This window comes from Enterobacter cloacae complex sp. XAL002, from assembly GCF_049236805.1.
GTDB lineage: Bacteria > Pseudomonadota > Gammaproteobacteria > Enterobacterales > Enterobacteriaceae > Enterobacter > Enterobacter intestinihominis.
Map to the genome: position 1 here is coordinate 113,488 of NZ_JBMKJN010000003.1, position 17,078 is coordinate 130,565.

The window sequence follows — 17,078 nt, forward strand, 5'->3', positions numbered from 1 at the left end:
TTAGAAAAGACATGAATAATACTGAACGTATCGTAAAGGTAATGGTGTTTTACAAAATAAATATATTTAAAGAGATAATATTCCGGGCGCTCCATGATCTTTTACCCGATTACGTACTGAACATTACTCAGGTCGATTCCACTGAACAGGCGCTGGCGGCGGTCGCGGATAATAACGTGGATGTTTTCTTCACTGAATTTAATTATCTGCTTAATCATAAAGAGTGGAGTGCGGAGGTCAGCAGCCGTTTTACATCTTTATGTAAAACCCATCACGTCAGGCGTGTTCTGTTGGTGCCCGAGCTGCCTTACGGGCTGTTAAAAAAAGTTCTGGAGATGAAATTTGAATTAACCATCAGTCAGCAGGATGAATTGACTGAACTGAAAAAGGAATTACCCGCGTTGCTCATGGCAGACGGGCAAACACCGTCGATCTCTTCGTGGCTCAGGCGGGTAATGCGGTCCGGTTCCCGGGCGCGCTCCATCCTCTCGGCCAGAGAGTGGGAGGTGCTCCATCTTATCGTGGAAGGATTTTCAACGACGGAGATTGCCCGTCATCGAAACCGTTCGGTCAGTACCATTGCGACGCAGAAGCACAATGCGATGAAAAAGCTGAATCTTTCCAACCACAGCGAACTGATTAAGTATGTGCAAGCGGTTGGAAAGATGGAGAAATAGCTCACATCAGGGATAGATAATATTCAGCGTAGCCGATGTATTGATCTTACCCTGGCTCACCTGGGCGGGCGCCCACACGTAATAGTACGCCGCCATCGGAAGGGTGAAATGTTCGTCCAGCGCCGCGCCAGCCGCCACGCTGAAAATCATCGTGGCGTTGCCACGGCTGGTGGTTGAGGTAGAGAAGGTCACCGGCGTTTGCGGGGCGTCACGTTTTATCAGGCGTAGCCCCACGCCCTGCGCCGCGCTACTGCTGCTGTCGATCAGCACCGAGCTGTCGGTTGAGAGCAGCTGCGTGCTGGACAGAAACATCTCAATTGCCCGATCGGAATTGCCGTTAACCCCGACGTTCTGACAGCTCATGTTCAGTGAAAAAGGCGTCAGCCCCGGCTGTGAGGATGCACTGAGCTGGGGAATGCCGAGCGTCGGCAGCGCTACGGTCAGCCCCGCATTATCAAAGGAACAGGTAGTCAGTTTTGGCGCGTATTTGATGATCATCGGCTGACCAAACATATCGCGGTTGTCGTAAGGCCACTTGAACCCGCTGAATAACCACTGCGCTATCTTGATGACCTGATTGATTGGCCAGGTGATGATTTCCCAGAAGGATAGCCCACTCATGTCGCTGACGAACAGAACGTCGCTCATGTTCGCCGTATCCCCCGTCAGGGTAGTGCCGCTCTGGTTAACGAGGGTGAAGCGAACCGTAAACGGTGTGTTCAGCTCAGACGCCGTATGGCTACCGCTGGCAGTCAGGGTTTTATTGGCCGGGGGATTGGTGATCTCCGCCCGCACCATATACTTGTTATTGCTGAACCCGAGGATGGTCGCGTATTTGCTGTCGGTCGAGAGGATCGGCGTGTAAGAAAATTCACTGTTACCTGTCGTACAGTTGAATGAGCCGCTGTACTGGGTGCTGAAGCTGCCGGTCCATGTGGGCGTGGCCGGGCTCAGCTTATCCGATAAATCAATGGTAATCGGTGTGCCATAAACGATGCTGCTGCCGGAGCAGGTGGCATAGCTCATCCCACTAATACTGGAGAGGAGCAGGAATATGAATGATCGTAACATTTTGATAATCCGTAATTAATGGCAAACCGATGAGGGGCTGTTCAGCCCCCAGGCTGGGGCGGAGATTTCGCACTTCCCGCCGCGGAGATGCACGTTGAGCGCGCGTGGCGGCTGTTCAGCGCGGATATACAGTACGCTGGCCTGGCCGACATACCCGACAGATTCACCGTGTTCATCAAGCACTTCGGTACCAAAGGGCAGCGGTTTGCCGTCGGCACGCGTCGCATGAAGTACCCATGACTGGCGTTTGTCGGTTTCGAAGCGGATGTAGCTCACCGCCCCGTCGTAAGGGGCCACGTTAGCCATGTTGCCGATCACCTCCGCGCCAGCGCTGTTTTCCGTTTGCGATAACGTAATGGCGTTTTTGCGATACGGGGTGGCGTAAGGCACCAGCGCCACGCCATCGCGGTTCGTCATAATGCTTTCATCGCCGTTCACCATCAGTCCCTCCGCTTTTGGCGCATCGACGATAGTCATGGTTGTGCCGGTTTCGTTTGAGGCGAGAACGTGCCACGGGTAGGCCACCAGGCTTCCCCGTCCGCTGAGCCCGGTCTGGCGGTAGTCGGAGGATTCGCTGTAAGAGCCACCGAGTGTCGCGAAGTTCGAACGGTACGCGGCGTTAACGCTTGCCGCATTTTTACCCCCCCGCGCATTACTGCCGGAGAGGGTGTAGCTCAGTCGGTTCGACGCCAGCGCGTTCCCGCTCATGCTGATATTGCTCTGCTCGTAATGCGAATCGCTGGCCGTCAGGCTGGAGGTGATCCAGGCATTATTATCAAACAGCGAGAACGGCAGGCTGAGGGAGAGGTAAAGGCGCGTCTCTTCTTCACTGTCCCTGTTCCGTACCCGGCTGGCCGACAGGGTATAGCTGGCGCGGCCGATGGCGTTGGAATAGCCCATCTGGTATTCGCGCGTGGTTTGCTGTGAGTTCCAGTAATCGCGCTGTGTGCCGGAGACAAATACCGTGCCCCAGTTATTGAGCAGGCGCTGATTAAGGTTAAGCGTAAAGGTATTCTTGGGCTGCGCCGCGCGCAGGGCATCCCAGGTGCTTAGCGACATGTCGGGCGCAACGCCAAACCGATCTTCATAGTCGTCGTACTGCGCTCTCAGGCGCTGATACCCTTCGCGCGAATAGAGCGCGTCGCTGAAGCTGTAATAGCCTTTAGTGGAATAGCGATAGGCCGCCAGGGTGAAGTTGGTGGCGGTGGTATCGATAAATTTGCTGTACGACACGCGATAACTCTGACCGCTGCTGGTGCGATCCTGTAGGGTGGTTTTGGCGTGGGTGACATCAAACGAGACCGCGCCAAACGGAAGGTTCCACCCGGTACCGACAAGCCCGGCCTGGTAGTTATCGCTAATAATCGTCCCGGTATACCCGGTGATGAGGTTATTAAACCCGTAGCGCAGCGTGGCCTGCATGAATGCGGGTTCGGCATCGAGCGTGTTCTGGTGCACTTTACCTGCCACCACGCTGTACTGACTCACCCCTTCTTTTAGCATCCCGGGCACGGCGGAAAACGGCACCGTGAAGGACTGCTGTGAACCGTCCGCTTCACGCACCACCACCAGCAAATCGCCCGCGGAGCCGGTAGGCTGAATGCTGTCGAGGGTAAACTGGCCCGGCGGTACGTTCTCCTGATAGATCACGTTGCCATTCTGGATAACTTTCACCAGGGCGTTCGTCCGTGCCACGCCGTGAACCACCGGTGAAAAACCCTGCTGTGAATTTGGGCGCATCTTCATGTCCGACGCCAGCGACACGCCGCGCACGCGCAGGGAATCAAACAGATCGCCAGGAATATAAAAGTCACCCAGCGTCAGGTTGGATTTCAGCGAGGCCAGGGGACGGCGCAGATAGCGGGTATTATTCTGCCAGCTACTCTCTCCGCTGGCCGTTTTCCGCCAGGCGCTGCTGTCGCGAAACTGCCAGCCGAACAGGTTGGCGCCGGAATCCAGCCCGGCATAAAAATCATCATTTGTGTCTTTCGCAGCGCCTTTTGCGCGGGTGTTATACCAGGTCGTGTTCCACGAGAGCATCAGCGCCGGGATCCCCTCATCCCAAAACTGGGGGGCAATGTAACCTTCTTCAGTACGCAGCACGGCCGCCTGCGGAACGGTAAGCGCCAGACTCAGGGTGCTGGTATCGGTTTTGACTTCACCGCCCTGAACCAGATCGCGCAGCTGCACCTGCCCGTGCACAATGGCGGGCGCAGGCACGGACGTGGTGTTGATGCCAAGCGACCGGGCATCTTTCCAGGCAAGGCGGATGTCGTCACGCTGCTCGCCGTAGATGACGGTATAACGTCCCTTCCAACTGCCGTTTACGTAGATATCCATCTCCTGACTGCCAGCAGGCATGGCGTTGTTTTCGGAAAAGCGAGACAGATCGGACTCACCGGATGCGCCAGCAAGCAGGGAGGGATCAAACGAGACGGCCCCTGATTTATGCGAAAGCAGAAGCGTGCAGACTGCCAGCAGACAGAGTCTGTTTTGTTTCATTTTCATGGTGAGTCTTTCCGATCACTGACTGGTGAAAGTCCGGGTTTTATACGCGCCAAGATCGTCCACATACATCAGCTGGAAGGTCTGTCCGCGCTTAACCGTATTTTTTGCGGCGACCGTCAGCTGCCCAAACGGGGAAACCATCGGGGACTCCTGGAGCAATTTCGTTTTACCCAGCGAAATATTGGCGACCGTAATATGGAACGGACTGTTATTTGTAATGCGAAAGCGATCGCCTTCGGCGGCGAGCGTCAGTTTCGCCACCGCGTCATCCAGCGTGCCTTTCAGCGCAGCGGGCCGGTAAAAAAGTTTGATACGTGATTTAATCGCCAGCTGAACGGTATTCTGATTTTGCAGATTTTCAGGTCTGGGCGGAATGTCGAGGACATTCAGGAAAAAGACGGATTCGCGATCCGCAGGCAAGCTGGACGGCAGCTTTTTAATACGAAGCTGTTGGCCATTATGTTCGTTAACTTTTATCACCGGCGGCGACAGCAGAAACGGCACATTGGCTGTTTCCGGCGTGGAATTAATATCACCGTCATCTATCCAGGATTGCACCAGAGCGGGCGCATCGCCCGTATTCATTAACTGGACGATCACCTCTTTGTTATTTTCAGGATAAAGGACACGGGTGCCATTAATGACAATATTGGCCCATGAGTGACCGGTGCTTAGCAGTAAGCCTGCCAGCAAAATTGCCTTGCGCATGATTGCAACCTTAAATACAGGCTCTGCGAAAACAGAGCCTGTATAATCATTATTACAGGTAGGAAATGGTATACGTTACGTTGGAGCTTAACTCGCCCACGGTGGCGGCAGCGGCGTTCGTTTTATAGTAATAAACATCCAGCGTCAGCGTCTCGGAATCTGGCGCGGTCGCTGTACCCATAATATCCGTAGTGTAAGGCTGGTTCAGGGTAATTGGGGTAGACGAACCTGGCTCCACTAACGCAAAACCGACATTACGTGCCACACTGGCATCGCTTTCGTTCACGCTGTTATTCAGCAGGTATTTACCGTCAGTGGAAATATTATCCGCGCTGGAGAAATACACTTTCAGCGGGGTACCGGTTGTTCCGGCTGCTGGTGAACAACCTGAGAACGTCAGCGCAATAGATTTTTTATTCTTAGTGATCAGGCCAACCGTGGTGCCTGCATCTTTTACCGAAATAGGGGAAAGCGCAACGGTAAAGTCCGCGCTTTTACCGCCGTTAATGGTACAGGTTGTATCGGTAATAGCGCCGGTAAAGTTAATGATACCACCCGCTGAATTGTCTGCGGCCACTGCGCTGGTAGAAGCAATAGCGGCGGCCAGCAGTGATACGGTCATGATCGATTTGAACATGATAAACTCCATGAAGATTTGTGTTATTTAAAATGAATGTTAATCGGCTACACATGTCCCTGATGTACCGGCTAGACGCATGGCGACTCGGGAGAATGCTTTGACGATATTATGTTGCACTAAAAAAGTACATAACAAAACATTATTCCAACAACTTCTAAAGTTTAAGATTATAATCTTGCGAGTTAGTTTTTTTTAATGTTTTAACCTAAATGCGTTAGTTCGAATATTTTTATTAATGATTTAATAATTGTTAATTAATGAAGCTTTATGAATTCATCTCTCAATTAATATCACGCGACTTGACCACACAAACTTTAGACTTATTATTGCCTGGCAAATGCACATAATTTTAACAATGGCGTAATAATAATATGAAGTATCTCATTGATCTTACAATGCTTTATGAAGTCGACACCGGTATGATCATGATTAATGGAGAGGAAGAGTCATCCATTAAGTTATCTAACCAGGCGGGTCGTCTGCTTTATGAACTTATCATCAATAATGGTAAAACTCTCGACAGAGACGACCTGATAAAGAAGGTCTGGGAGGATCATGGTTTCTCTGGTTCTTCGGTGAGTCTGAATGTTGCCATAAGTGAAATCAGAAAAGCATTTCGTACATTAGGATGCGATCCTTTACTGATAAAAACGATACGTGGCAAGGGATTTAGCCTTGCCGCGCATATTGAACATCACACGGTCAGGCCGCCGGTCGTTTCAACGCTTAGTGAGCAATCTGCCTCTGAAGCATTCGATACGCTAGCGCATAAGAAAGATGCCGATCCGCCTAAACAATTAATATCGCTGCACAGACTCTTTATTTCTCTTTGCACGTTATTACTGATTACCGTTATCGGCACCGCTGTTTTACTGTTGCACCAAAGGGATTCCTATGCCGAGAGCCTGAAAGATTCTGATATGCATCTGCTCGGTAAAGTGGACCGGTGTACGGTGTACCTGATCGATAAGAATATGTATCAGCCGCGACAGCACTACTTTAATCACGTAAAAGAGGTCATTGCCAGTCAACATATCGACTGTCAACACCAGGTTGCAGATGCTTACTATTCCAGGTTTAAAAAGTCGCAGATAGAAAATTATTTCCTGGCCATCTGTTATCAGCAGGAAAGTATCGACGATTATAAGAACTGCATTTCTTACAGAAGCCTGACCGGGAGTTAAAATATGTCAAGGACTAAAATGAGTGTACTGTTCAGTATCGTACTGGCGCTGTCTGCCATCGCGTTGTTGTGGATCTATTTTACCAGAACGCAGGATGAGGGGTTTGGCTGCCAGTCAGATACCATTTCCTGGAAAACCTATTCCACGGGTGAGTTAACCGATATGTCGCTAACCACGCTTTTCCTGTTTAACAACAAAGATGTTGTGACGGTTATTCATAAAGGCGTACTCAAGAAAGAGGGCAAAAGCTACCTGATTGACAGAAATTACACGCTCAGCGTGGAAAAAGTCGACGGAAGCAATATCTTTTATATTAAGGATAAAAAGCTGAATAAATCTGAAGATGATGCGGCACCGGATGGCGTTGTAAACGAAATGTTACTTGATAATATCAACTTCTTCTATATTACCCGCGTTAAACCGCACGCCTGGTTAATTAAGGGGCTGGTTTTGCCTGTAATGATGTGTGTGGCTGTTCCGACGTCCTGATATTTCTCTTTATTGAAAAATCGATATTTATCTATTGCTCGGGAAATTGAGTGATTTACTCAATACGTAACAATAAGATACGAGAAATTTATTTATATTTTTATTGTTATTCTCCGGCGAGTGAATTTTTCTGTATTGCCTCGTTATTTTGCGGCTGTCTATACTCCGCCTCGAAAAAGGGGCTCCCCTTTTTATACACGTGGATTCTTTTTTGAAGGACTAAATAAATGAACAAACTGAACGCTATCGTTCTGGGCTCCCTGCTGTCTGTTTCTGCCCTGAGCGCAGTTAATGCAGCAGAAACGACGGCTTCTGCCACCTGGCAGGCAACCGCGACCAAAGACAGCGAATCCGACCTGGTTGTTACGCCAACGCGTGCTTTGAACTTCGTTTACAGCGCCAATACCAAATCTTTCAACACCGATACCGGTCTGTTTGATGTGGCTATCCGTGGCGATCACTCTACGGCGACCAGCTTCAAACTCGAAGCTATCCTCGACGATTCAAACAACACGCTGTTCAGCGTGGGCGGTGAAGCGACCAAGCTGAAAGTGGGTGCGCGTTGGGGCGGTAACGACCTGGGCTCTATTGGTGGCACCGTGGGGGCGAAATCAACCGCATGGACCACGCTGGTTGATTCTTCTTCTAACACCGGCGTCTCTTCTGGCCTGTGGAACCTGACCACCAGCGCAGGCGCGGCGGCAGATACCGAAATTACCGGCCAGGACAAATTCGTCTTCTACGTTGACTCCGCTCAGGACAACGCGGGTACTGCGAAAGAGTTCAAAGACCTGACCAACAGCCTGTGGGAAGGGACCGTATCTGTTGCGTTCCGCGCAACCTGGGGCTAAGGCCTGATCGATCCAGGGGCGCAAGCCCCTGTTTAGGGAAATAGCATGTTTAACCTCAAATCCGCCTTCTTATTTTTATTATTTATCTCTTCCTCCGCGCTGGCCATTAATGTGGGAAAAGTCACCACCATTATTCCTGCGGATGCTGACTCCACCGCCAAGGAAATAAAAAACGAAGCAGACAGCGTGCGTATTGTTTCTGTTCGCGCACAGCGGATCAGTAGCCCAATGGATGAAGGGATCGTCATTAATCCGGAGAAAGTGGACGAGCTGTTGCTGACGCCCACGCGCATGGTAATGCCCGCCGGTACCAGCAATATTGTCAAATTTTACTATCACGGGAACGCCGATAACAAAGAGCGTTACTACCGCATTACCTTCACGGATGAAGGGGTGAGCGAAGAGGTGGACAGCGGTTCACCAAAAAACGGTACCGGGATGACGCGCGCGGTGGTGAGCACCATTCTGGTGGTTCAGCCCCGTGATAAGAAGATCGACTTCGTCTATGTGGCGGGAAAAATAACCAATAAAGGGAACACCGCTTTTCGCGTCAATGCGACCGGAACCTGCCTGAAGCCGAATCCGGAATCACCGACTACGCCGTGTACCAAAAACTTCTACCTGATGCCGGATACCTCGCGCGCTATCGAGGATATCAACGTGACGGATAACCATTTTCATCTCGGAATATGGGACCTGAAACAGTTCATACCTGTTAAGTAAGGATGCATGGTGAAAAATAAATTAGTGTTGCCGGTGATGATGGCTTGCGCATCCGGCACGCTGCCCGCGCTTGCGCATGCAGCCTCAAGCTCCGTGGTTATCGCTAATTACCGTTTTCCCGACTCGCTTTATGCACTGCTGGAGCAGGGGATCAAAATTCCCGTCTATCTGGTGAATACGCGTCCACACTCAGCACAACAAGGGAACCACGAAGGCACGGCGAGCGAATATGTTCGTATCGGTGACGTGACGCTCTTTGCAAAAGATCTGAAGCTGGGGCTGAGGGACGTTCAGGTCCAGGAGTCTGATAACGGCATTCGTCTGTCAAAAGAGATGAGAACGTTATTGCAGAGCATTAACGACAAGCAGTTTGATGACCAGATGCGCATTCCGGTAAGTACGGGGTCCGCGTTCGAGCTGGATCAGAAAAAAATGCGCCTGTTGCTGAATCTGTCGCAGAGCGACTACGGGGTGAATATTCGCCCGCGTGAGGTGGACATTGATGCGCCGGAGTCTGACGACCTGAGCGGCACGTTCTCCTACAACCTCGGGGCGTATCACACCGAGAGCGGCTACGGTGACAGCTGGTCGTCGGGCTATCTGAACGCAAGAAACTGGATCTCAATGGGCGTTGATCATGTGCTGATCGACGGCTCTGGCTACGTCAACGAGAGCAGCAGCGATACCCAGATGAATGCGGTTATGTGGGAGCGCGACTATCAGGGGATGCGCTACGCCGCGGGCATGCTGAACGGCTGGGCGATGCAGTCTCTGGCGAGCGTCAGCGGGATTTCCGGCGGTGAAGTCTACGGCGTTTCCATGGGCAACCAGGCCAACTCCCGTAAGCGCGATAACACGCTCTCTCTGACGCCTGTGGTGGTCTATTTCCCCACGGCGGGCGAGGCCCGTATTCGTCGTGACGGGCAGCTTATCGGCATTCAGCGCTTTGACGTCGGTAACCATGAAATTGACACCAGCAGCCTGCCCTACGGGATCTACAGCATCGAAGTTGAGGTGGTGAGCGGAAGCCGCACCGTGTCGCGTAGCATGTACACCGTGAATAAGCCGTTCTCCAGCAACGTGTCGGAAACGCTGCGCTGGCAGATGTGGGGCGGGATGTATAGCCGCGATAAATCCGTCGTCAATTATAAAAAATACGCGAAACACAAAAACGAGCAGGACAACACCTACTACTACGATTACGACACCAAACATAAAGACACCATGTCGCTGGTGGGGGCCTCGTTCAGCAAGCGCAGCGGGATGGTCGACTGGAACGCCTCCACCTATATGATGCGGGAACACATCGTCAGCGAGCTGTGGGCCTCCCTGAACCTGACGGGCTATTTCTCGGTGAATACCCAGACCATGGCCGCCTCCGACGGAACGTACCGCGCCAACTACGGCGCGAATCTCAGCCTGCCGTGGCAGATCGGTTCGGTCTGGTACTCCCATGAACAGCTCTCCAGCGGCAAGTTCCTCGATATCTATGAGAGCAAGGGCAACACCTGGGGCGCCTCCTTTAGCCTGCCGTCGTTCGGCCTGCCCTCAGCGGGCAACCTGAGCCTGATGCGTCAGGAGGACGACCTCTATCGCTATAAACGCTATCAGCTGGACTACTCCCAGGGGTTATACGCCGGTCGCTACGGTACGGCGCGCCTGCGGGTGGGGATGTCGCGCAACAAATACGACGGGTATTACGAAGAGAAAGATCGCTACGTGATGCTCGATTTCGCCATACCGCTCGGCAATACCGTGTCGGTTGGCGTTTCCCACAATCGCGATACCGGCACGGCGCTGAACGTCAGCGCCAGCCGCCAGTTTGAAGGCGATTACCTGAAATCGGCCACCGCCAATGTCTCCAAAGCCTTTAACAGCCGCCAGGATCGCAGCGTAAGCGGCGGCGGCAGCGTGAACTTCGACACGCCGTGGAACAGCAACATCCTCAGCGTCCAGAGCGGCATGAGTAAAGGCTGGAACTCCACGCTGACCAGTGACGGCAGCGTGGGCTGGTCCAAAGAGGCCATCGCCGCCGGGAAAGGCACCGAAAGCGCAGGGGTGATTGTCAGTACCGGTCTCAAATCTGATGAAGCGCTGACCCTGAAGCTTAACGGCCGGGCAGAACGCATCAAAGGGGATAAAACCTGGCTGTCGCTGCCGGCATACCAGGCTTATGACCTGGAAGTGATGAACAGTGAAACCGGTACGGAAAGCTATGAGATTGGCGCGAATGCGCGTCGCCATATCACGGTTTATCCGGGCAATACCGTGGTGATGAAGCCGCAGGTGAAGAAAATCGTCACCCTGTTTGGCCGCCTTGTGGATGCAAACGGCAATCCGATTGGCGCCACGCAGATCAAAAACCACGTTGGGCTGACCCGGACGGAGAACGACGGACGCTTCGTGATCGACGTTGATAAGAACAACCCTGTCCTGAGTATCGCCACGCCGGACGACAGCGTCTGCGAAGTGCGCCTGGACATTGAGTCTAACCGCGGTGCGCTGTGGCTCGGGGACATCTCCTGCGACAAAGGCGATTTCGTCTGGCAGGAAGCAAAAGGAACGCAGGAACGTGACGATGAAAAAGATATTCGCTCTTAATTTGCTGCTGATGAGCGCGGTGGCCCATGCGCAGGAGCTGCCCTATTTCGCCATTAATAATCCGGACAATAACGGTACGGGAAACAGCGCGGGGCTGTTTAGTCTGAACAGCACCTCGACCGCGTTTTTACACGGTTCGCGTGAGTGGCCGACGCTGAGCGCGAAAACGAATAACGGTATCGCCACTTACATCCCGGACAACAGCTACAGCGGTCCGGCAGGCAGCGCGCTGACCATCGACTTTTCGGTGACCGGTTCCAGCGCCTCTCCGTTCTTTAAAGGGACGGCGTGTTCCTCGTCCTGCGGCAACACGGGGTACACCCCGACGACCCGCTATACCGATACGTCGATGGTGGTCAAGCCGCCGGTGATGGAGCCCGGCACGTCATACGGGCGCTGGGTCCTGGGCGATCCGTTCTTTAACTATCTGCTCAACGCCGCGCCAGGGGATGAAGTGACCATCACCTCCACGCCGCAAATCAGCTCCATCAACAAAGTGACCACCACCAATACGCTTCACAAGGTGGGCACGCTGACCATGACCAACGCCAGGGCGCTCAACCTGGGGATTGACCCGATCAGCGGCGAGGTGACGATTGTCGATGGATCAACAGGGGCCACCTGCACCAAATACACCCGCAACACGGTCTCTGGCGTGCTGTGCGACCTGCTTGAATACACGTTTGTTGGGGAAGATATCTCCGGTTACAACGGGGGGCTGGCGCTCACCTCTTCCCGCGTCAACAGCGTGCTGCAATCGCACATGAACGGCGGCACCGGGCTTGCCGCCGAGCTGACCTTCGATGAAAACACCTGGTACAGTATCTCCGGCGGTATCCTGAGTGATACGCGTGTCCTGGCAAACACCTTCCTCGCGGCGCCGCAGAAAAACGGCGGCAAAGCGTACCTTAAAATATTTTTGCCGAAAGCGTTAATTCTGAGCGTGGCGCAGGCGGGGGACGGCAGCAGCATTGGCAATATCGTCAGCCTGTGCCTGACGCCCGGCAACAGCTCGCTGGCGGCGGATTTCTGCTTCCAGCCGGGGGGCGGCCTGGTGATTAACCCTATTCAGCCGGGGCTGGAGATTACGCCCGACAACCCGGATTACGCCCTCGATCCTGACGGTCTGGGCGGCTCCGGGAAAGGCGCCATCGGCGAAACGCCCATTGAGATCCCCTACACCATCACCTACAGCGGGGCGCAAAAAGATGCGGCGATTGCGGTCACGGTAAAAGTCACCGGGCCTACTCAAAGCCTGAATGGGGTGGACTACTGCGCCTTCAGCGGCAACGGCTTTACGGTTCCCATTCCGGGCAACGTGCTGGTGGGGAAAAGCCAGACGCGCATGGCGCATAACTGTAAAGGCGAGGTATTGTCGATCCCGGCGCCGGCCACCCATGCGGAAGAGTGGGACAAAATGAGTTCCGGCGTGACCGATATGTGGCTCTGGAAAACACCGCTGATCCTCCAGTTCGTTATGGATAATCCGGTATCGAAGACCACCTATGACGGAAATAGCTGGTTTGGCGAAGTGACCGCGCAGGGAAGAATAGATGTTAGCGCATCCTGGAATTAATCAACCATGACTGGAAAATTCCTGGCTATTTTTGCAATAAATTGCTTCATTTCCACAGGGGCAAATGCTTTAATTATCGAAAGTCTGAATATTGATTTTCTTCCCGAAAGAGAAGTTGTTTTTCAGCCGATAAAAAATGATACCAGTGAACGTCAGAATTATACCGTTTCGCTTATTCAGGTAGACGTTCCTAAAGAGAAGGGAAAAGAAACCGAAATAAAAGACGGCGAAGTCATGTATTCGCCTAAGCAATTAACGCTGGGGAGCGGTGAGCGCGCGGGTTTTAAATTTTACTATACCGGCCCGCATGACAACAAAGAGCGATACTATCGCGTAAAATTCACCGAGACGCCGCTCCAGGCAAAGGTCATCACGCGCAAAGGCCAGCGCATCCAGTCGGATGTGGTGGTCTCGCTTGAGGCTATTTTGATTGTCCGTCCATGGACACGACATTTTGATTATGCGTTTAGCAACGGGGTGGTGAGTAATACCGGGAATACCTATTTTAAATATGTTTCCTCGGTCGGGTGCAGCACGCAATACAATAATTCAAAATATATTCCTCCGGGGCAACGGCTGGAAATAGATAATGCCGGGCAGGCTGCAAGGCGAATGATTATTTATGGCAATAAAATCATTCCGCTGACCACCTGCCCGTAGCAACCGCTTTCCTTCATAAAAGGAAATTAGCCTTTAGCATCATGCTAAAGATCCATCACTACAGGAGATAAAAATGAAAGCGATTTCATTCGTAGAAGCGAAAGACATTATTGGCGGCGCGTTAAACCCGTTCGCTGGTCTGGTTAAAGGTGCACAGCTGGGTTACGACACTGGCGCCAGCATCATGGGCATGGTTGGCGGTGTGGTTGGCGGAGTTCTGGGTGGCGCAATGGGCTTCCTGGGCGCGCTGGTTGGAAGCTACAACTAATTCACGTTTACAGGAAAAGTATCATGCAAGTTATCGATTTCAAAAAAGCACAGGCCATCATCGGTGGTTGGGATCCGTTTGCTGCCGCTATTCAGGGCGCAAGCGCGGGCTATAACGCGGGCAGCCAGATGTTAGGCGCGCTGGGCGGCACCATCGGCGGCGTATTCGGCCTGGTGGGCGGCTTCATCGGCGGTTTCTTCAGCGCCTAAGCGAGAAGCACGTTGTACGCATGGCCCGCATTGCCGGGCCATTTTTTTATTTCAGCCACGGATCATTATGTTTTCGCTCTTTCAGTATAAAAAACAGGGTAAGACCCCTGTTATTCGCCAGCATGAATTTACCGAATGTGGACTGGCCTGCCTGGCGATGGTGTTGGGGCACTATGACCACCATGTCTCCGTCAGCCAGCTGCGCCGGGAGATTTCCGTTTCCGCCGATGCGGGAACCTCAATGGCGGAATTGTTGACCCTTGCCAGCGATAAAAATATGTCTGGCCGGGTGCTTAAAGGCGAAATCACTGAAATAGAAACGTCTGAGCTGCCGCTCATCGCCTTCTGGCGCGGCAACCATTTCGTGGTCATCGTGAAGATCGACAGCCGCAGCGTGACCGTTCACGACCCGGCCAGCGGCGTGCGTCGTTACCGCCTGAAAGAGGCGGAAAAACTGTTTTCCGGCTATGTGCTTGAACTTAAGCCCACGCCGTGTTTCGAAAAGAAATCCCCGGATGAAAAGCTCACGCTTGGCCGGTTAGCCAATAAATCTCCGAGCCTGTTCCAGCGGCAGCTGCTGCTGTTTGTGCTCTGTATTTTTACTCTCATCACCATGCTGGCGAGCCCCACCTACGTGCAGCTGATTATGGATGAGGCCATTTCCCGCAGCGACAGCGATCTGGTGATCCTGCTCACCGCGATCTTCGCTATCGTCTTTATCTTTGAAGTCATCGGTAAATTCCTCAAGCAGCTGCTTGAGATCCTGATGCGTAATATTGCCTATGACGATTTAAGCCAGTCCGTGCGCCACTACATGCTGCGCACCCAGACCAGCTGGTTCCGCTCGCGCCCGCCGGGCATCGTGCTGGCTATTGAAAAATCGCTCCACGCCTGCGCGGAGTTCATCAGCAATGGTTACGTGCAAATTCTCTTTTCCAGCCTGATCGCCGTCACCAGCCTGCTGTTTATGCTGCTGTATAACGTCAAAATTGCACTGCTGACGATGCTGCTGATGGGTGTGTTTTTCCTGATCCGCTTTTCGCTGATCGGCCCCTATCAACGCGCGGTGGATGACTCCATCGAGCGTACCGCCCAGTATGAATCCCTGCTGGTGGAGACGCAGAAAGGGATCATTACGCTCAAGGCGAACAACATGGAGCAGGCCCGGGACGCGGTGATGAACAAATCCCAGCGCGAACACATCGCCGGGCTGATGCGTAAAGAGCGGCTGTTGGCCCGCTTTGACGTGGCTTCACTGCTGGTGATCAATGCCGAGCAGCTGCTGGTGGTCTGCTTTGGCGCGTGGCTGATCCTGGAAGGGCAGATGAGTATCGGGATGCTGTACGCCTATATCAGCTACAAGCGCTATTTTTCCGATGCCATGGTGCAGGTGGCGCAGAAGCTGCTGGACAAAAATGCCCTTAAGGGGCCGCTGGATCGCGTGGGCGACCTGCTGTTTGCCCCCTCTGAAACCAGCCAGTTTGGGAAGCGGATTGTCACCTCGCCGGTCTGTCTGCAATTTGAGGATGTCTCATTTGCCTATCCGGGCCGGGAGGCCACGCTACAGCATATCAACATGACCCTGAAGCAGGGCGAAGAGGCGGTGATTGTGGGCCAGAGCGGGTCGGGAAAAACCACGCTGCTGCGTCTGATCTCCGGCATGCTGCTGTCATCGTCTGGCACGCTGCGGATCAATAAGATCCCCATTGAAGAGTGCGATCTTTCCTCGCTACGCCAGCACATCCGCATTGTCCATGCAGACGATATTCTCTTCACCGGCTCGATTCTGGACAACATCGCCTGCTTTGACAGCGCACCGGATAAAGAGCAGGTCATCGCCGCGTGTCGGCTGGCGGAAGTGGACCACGTCGTCGCCCGTCTGCCGCACGGTTACGAAACGGAGATGCTGCCGGGGAACACCTTTTTCTCGGCCGGGGAGATGCAGCGTCTGGTCCTGGCGCGCGCCCTGTACAGCCAGCCTAAGCTACTGCTCTGCGACGAAGTGACGGCGAACCTGGATAAGACCACCGCGCAAAAGGTGCTGGCGAACCTGCGTAGCCTGGGGATTGGCCTGGTATTTGTTACCCACTCGCCGGACGTGGTGGGCTGTCAGGGGCGTCTCTATACCATGGAAAACGGCACCCTGCGGGAGAGTGAGCAATGATGTTTCTGCCGCGTCTCTATGCCCGACTCTGCGCGCGCCAGGCCGGACGCACCTTAATGGCAAACCGGATTGCGCAAAACTACAGCCAGTTTATGCCCTGCCCGGAGGCCGATGTGCCGGCTGATTTTCTGCATCAGAACGCCCATGAGCTGAGCGGGTTTAACTTCGTGGAGCAGATCTTCCCGCCCGCGCTGTGGGCGCGCAACGTTCGCTTCGATCTGCATGCGTACGTGGCGCAGTGGACGCAGGATCAGGGGTTTTACAGTTCGCCTCGCACCCTGCTTCTGGGCATGCGCTGGGCGGGCTTTGGCCTGATCGTGGATGCGCTGCTCGCCACCGCGCCAGATGATGTGCGCTTTCAGTTTATTACCTGTCACCCTGCGCTGCACAAGCTGATGGCCGCACACGACGGACGGCGCGCCGGCTCGTTTTTCGCCCCTCAGCGCCTGGTGACGGTGCTGCTGATGGATGAACGCCTGCCGGATGCGCCACTGTTCCCAATTCAGGCAGGCGATCGCAAGGCGTGGTTAACGGACGTCTCCACGCGGTTTTTATCCCGTTATGGCTACAGCGTCCGAACGCTGCTGCCGGTCTGTTCGCTGCACGCGGCAGAGTTTGGGCTGGAGAACCAGGCGTATGCGCCAGAGGATTACCGTCTGGCCGCCGCCGACACGCTGAACGCGCTGCGCAAAACCCCCACGCTCTGGAGTGGATGGGACGATCTTTCAGTGATTTATCATGGATGACAT

16 protein-coding genes are annotated in these 17,078 nt (G+C 53.5%); 12 read left to right on the plus strand and 4 right to left on the minus strand.

From position 1 onward, the window contains the following. Positions 1-41: 41 nt before the first annotated feature. Positions 42-677, plus strand: coding sequence for a LuxR C-terminal-related transcriptional regulator (locus ACOT0L_RS03710; protein WP_032622107.1), 636 nt, complete (start codon positions 42-44; stop codon positions 675-677). A gap of 6 nt (positions 678-683) precedes the next feature. On the opposite strand, the gene ACOT0L_RS03715 is transcribed toward ACOT0L_RS03710, so the two are convergent. Genes ACOT0L_RS03715 through ACOT0L_RS03730 form a run of 4 tightly spaced genes read right to left on the minus strand, consistent with a single transcriptional unit; the run spans position 684 to position 5,601 of the window. Then, positions 684-1,748, minus strand: coding sequence for a fimbrial protein (locus tag ACOT0L_RS03715; RefSeq protein ID WP_022646577.1), 1,065 nt, complete (start codon positions 1,746-1,748; stop codon positions 684-686). 15 nt (positions 1,749-1,763) lie between these two features. Beyond that, positions 1,764-4,256, minus strand: coding sequence for a fimbria/pilus outer membrane usher protein (locus ACOT0L_RS03720; RefSeq protein WP_126502762.1), 2,493 nt, complete (start codon positions 4,254-4,256; stop codon positions 1,764-1,766). 15 nt (positions 4,257-4,271) lie between these two features. After that, complete coding sequence (locus tag ACOT0L_RS03725; protein ID WP_001223973.1) at positions 4,272-4,964, minus strand: fimbrial biogenesis chaperone; 693 nt, start codon at positions 4,962-4,964, stop codon at positions 4,272-4,274. Positions 4,965-5,016: 52 nt separating this feature from the next. Continuing rightward, positions 5,017-5,601, minus strand: a complete 585-nt coding sequence (locus tag ACOT0L_RS03730; RefSeq protein WP_022646579.1) for a fimbrial protein — start codon at positions 5,599-5,601, stop codon at positions 5,017-5,019. A 374-nt stretch (positions 5,602-5,975) separates the two neighbouring features. On the opposite strand from ACOT0L_RS03730, the gene ACOT0L_RS03735 reads away from it, so the two are divergent. The 11 genes from ACOT0L_RS03735 to ACOT0L_RS03785 all read left to right on the plus strand — a co-directional run bounded on the left by ACOT0L_RS03735 (position 5,976) and on the right by ACOT0L_RS03785 (position 17,075). Next, on the plus strand, positions 5,976-6,788 hold the full coding sequence (locus ACOT0L_RS03735; protein WP_126502763.1) for a winged helix-turn-helix domain-containing protein: 813 nt from the start codon (positions 5,976-5,978) through the stop codon (positions 6,786-6,788). An 18-nt stretch (positions 6,789-6,806) separates the two neighbouring features. Then, positions 6,807-7,277 carry a hypothetical protein gene (locus ACOT0L_RS03740; protein WP_022646581.1) on the plus strand — a complete coding sequence of 157 codons (471 nt, stop codon included), beginning with the start codon at positions 6,807-6,809 and terminating at the stop codon, positions 7,275-7,277. 227 nt (positions 7,278-7,504) lie between these two features. Next, the gene (locus ACOT0L_RS03745) at positions 7,505-8,128 is read left to right on the plus strand and encodes a common pilus major fimbrillin subunit EcpA (protein ID WP_003860995.1); all 624 of its coding nucleotides are present in this window, start codon (positions 7,505-7,507) and stop codon (positions 8,126-8,128) included. Between the two features lie 45 nt (positions 8,129-8,173). Continuing rightward, positions 8,174-8,851, plus strand: a complete 678-nt coding sequence (locus tag ACOT0L_RS03750) for a fimbria/pilus periplasmic chaperone (RefSeq protein WP_022646582.1) — start codon at positions 8,174-8,176, stop codon at positions 8,849-8,851. Positions 8,852-8,857: 6 nt separating this feature from the next. Continuing rightward, complete coding sequence (locus tag ACOT0L_RS03755) at positions 8,858-11,452, plus strand: CS1-pili formation C-terminal domain-containing protein (protein ID WP_032622041.1); 2,595 nt, start codon at positions 8,858-8,860, stop codon at positions 11,450-11,452. Continuing rightward, entirely contained in the window at positions 11,430-13,028 is a 1,599-nt protein-coding gene (locus ACOT0L_RS03760) for a hypothetical protein (protein ID WP_023305163.1), read from the plus strand. The genes ACOT0L_RS03755 and ACOT0L_RS03760 overlap by 23 nt, the downstream gene beginning before the upstream one ends. A gap of 6 nt (positions 13,029-13,034) precedes the next feature. Continuing rightward, positions 13,035-13,688, plus strand: coding sequence for a hypothetical protein (locus tag ACOT0L_RS03765; protein WP_006812468.1), 654 nt, complete (start codon positions 13,035-13,037; stop codon positions 13,686-13,688). A gap of 73 nt (positions 13,689-13,761) precedes the next feature. Continuing rightward, positions 13,762-13,956: a hypothetical protein gene (locus ACOT0L_RS03770; RefSeq protein ID WP_022646586.1), complete on the plus strand. Its 195-nt coding sequence runs from the start codon at positions 13,762-13,764 to the stop codon at positions 13,954-13,956. 23 nt (positions 13,957-13,979) lie between these two features. Then, positions 13,980-14,165, plus strand: coding sequence for a hypothetical protein (locus ACOT0L_RS03775; protein WP_001196016.1), 186 nt, complete (start codon positions 13,980-13,982; stop codon positions 14,163-14,165). Positions 14,166-14,232: 67 nt separating this feature from the next. Then, positions 14,233-16,329 (plus strand): peptidase domain-containing ABC transporter, encoded by a 2,097-nt coding sequence (locus tag ACOT0L_RS03780; protein WP_126502764.1) that lies wholly within the window; start codon positions 14,233-14,235, stop codon positions 16,327-16,329. Continuing rightward, positions 16,326-17,075 carry a hypothetical protein gene (locus tag ACOT0L_RS03785; protein WP_126502765.1) on the plus strand — a complete coding sequence of 250 codons (750 nt, stop codon included), beginning with the start codon at positions 16,326-16,328 and terminating at the stop codon, positions 17,073-17,075. The genes ACOT0L_RS03780 and ACOT0L_RS03785 overlap by 4 nt, the downstream gene beginning before the upstream one ends. The last annotated feature ends 3 nt before the right edge of the window (positions 17,076-17,078 follow it).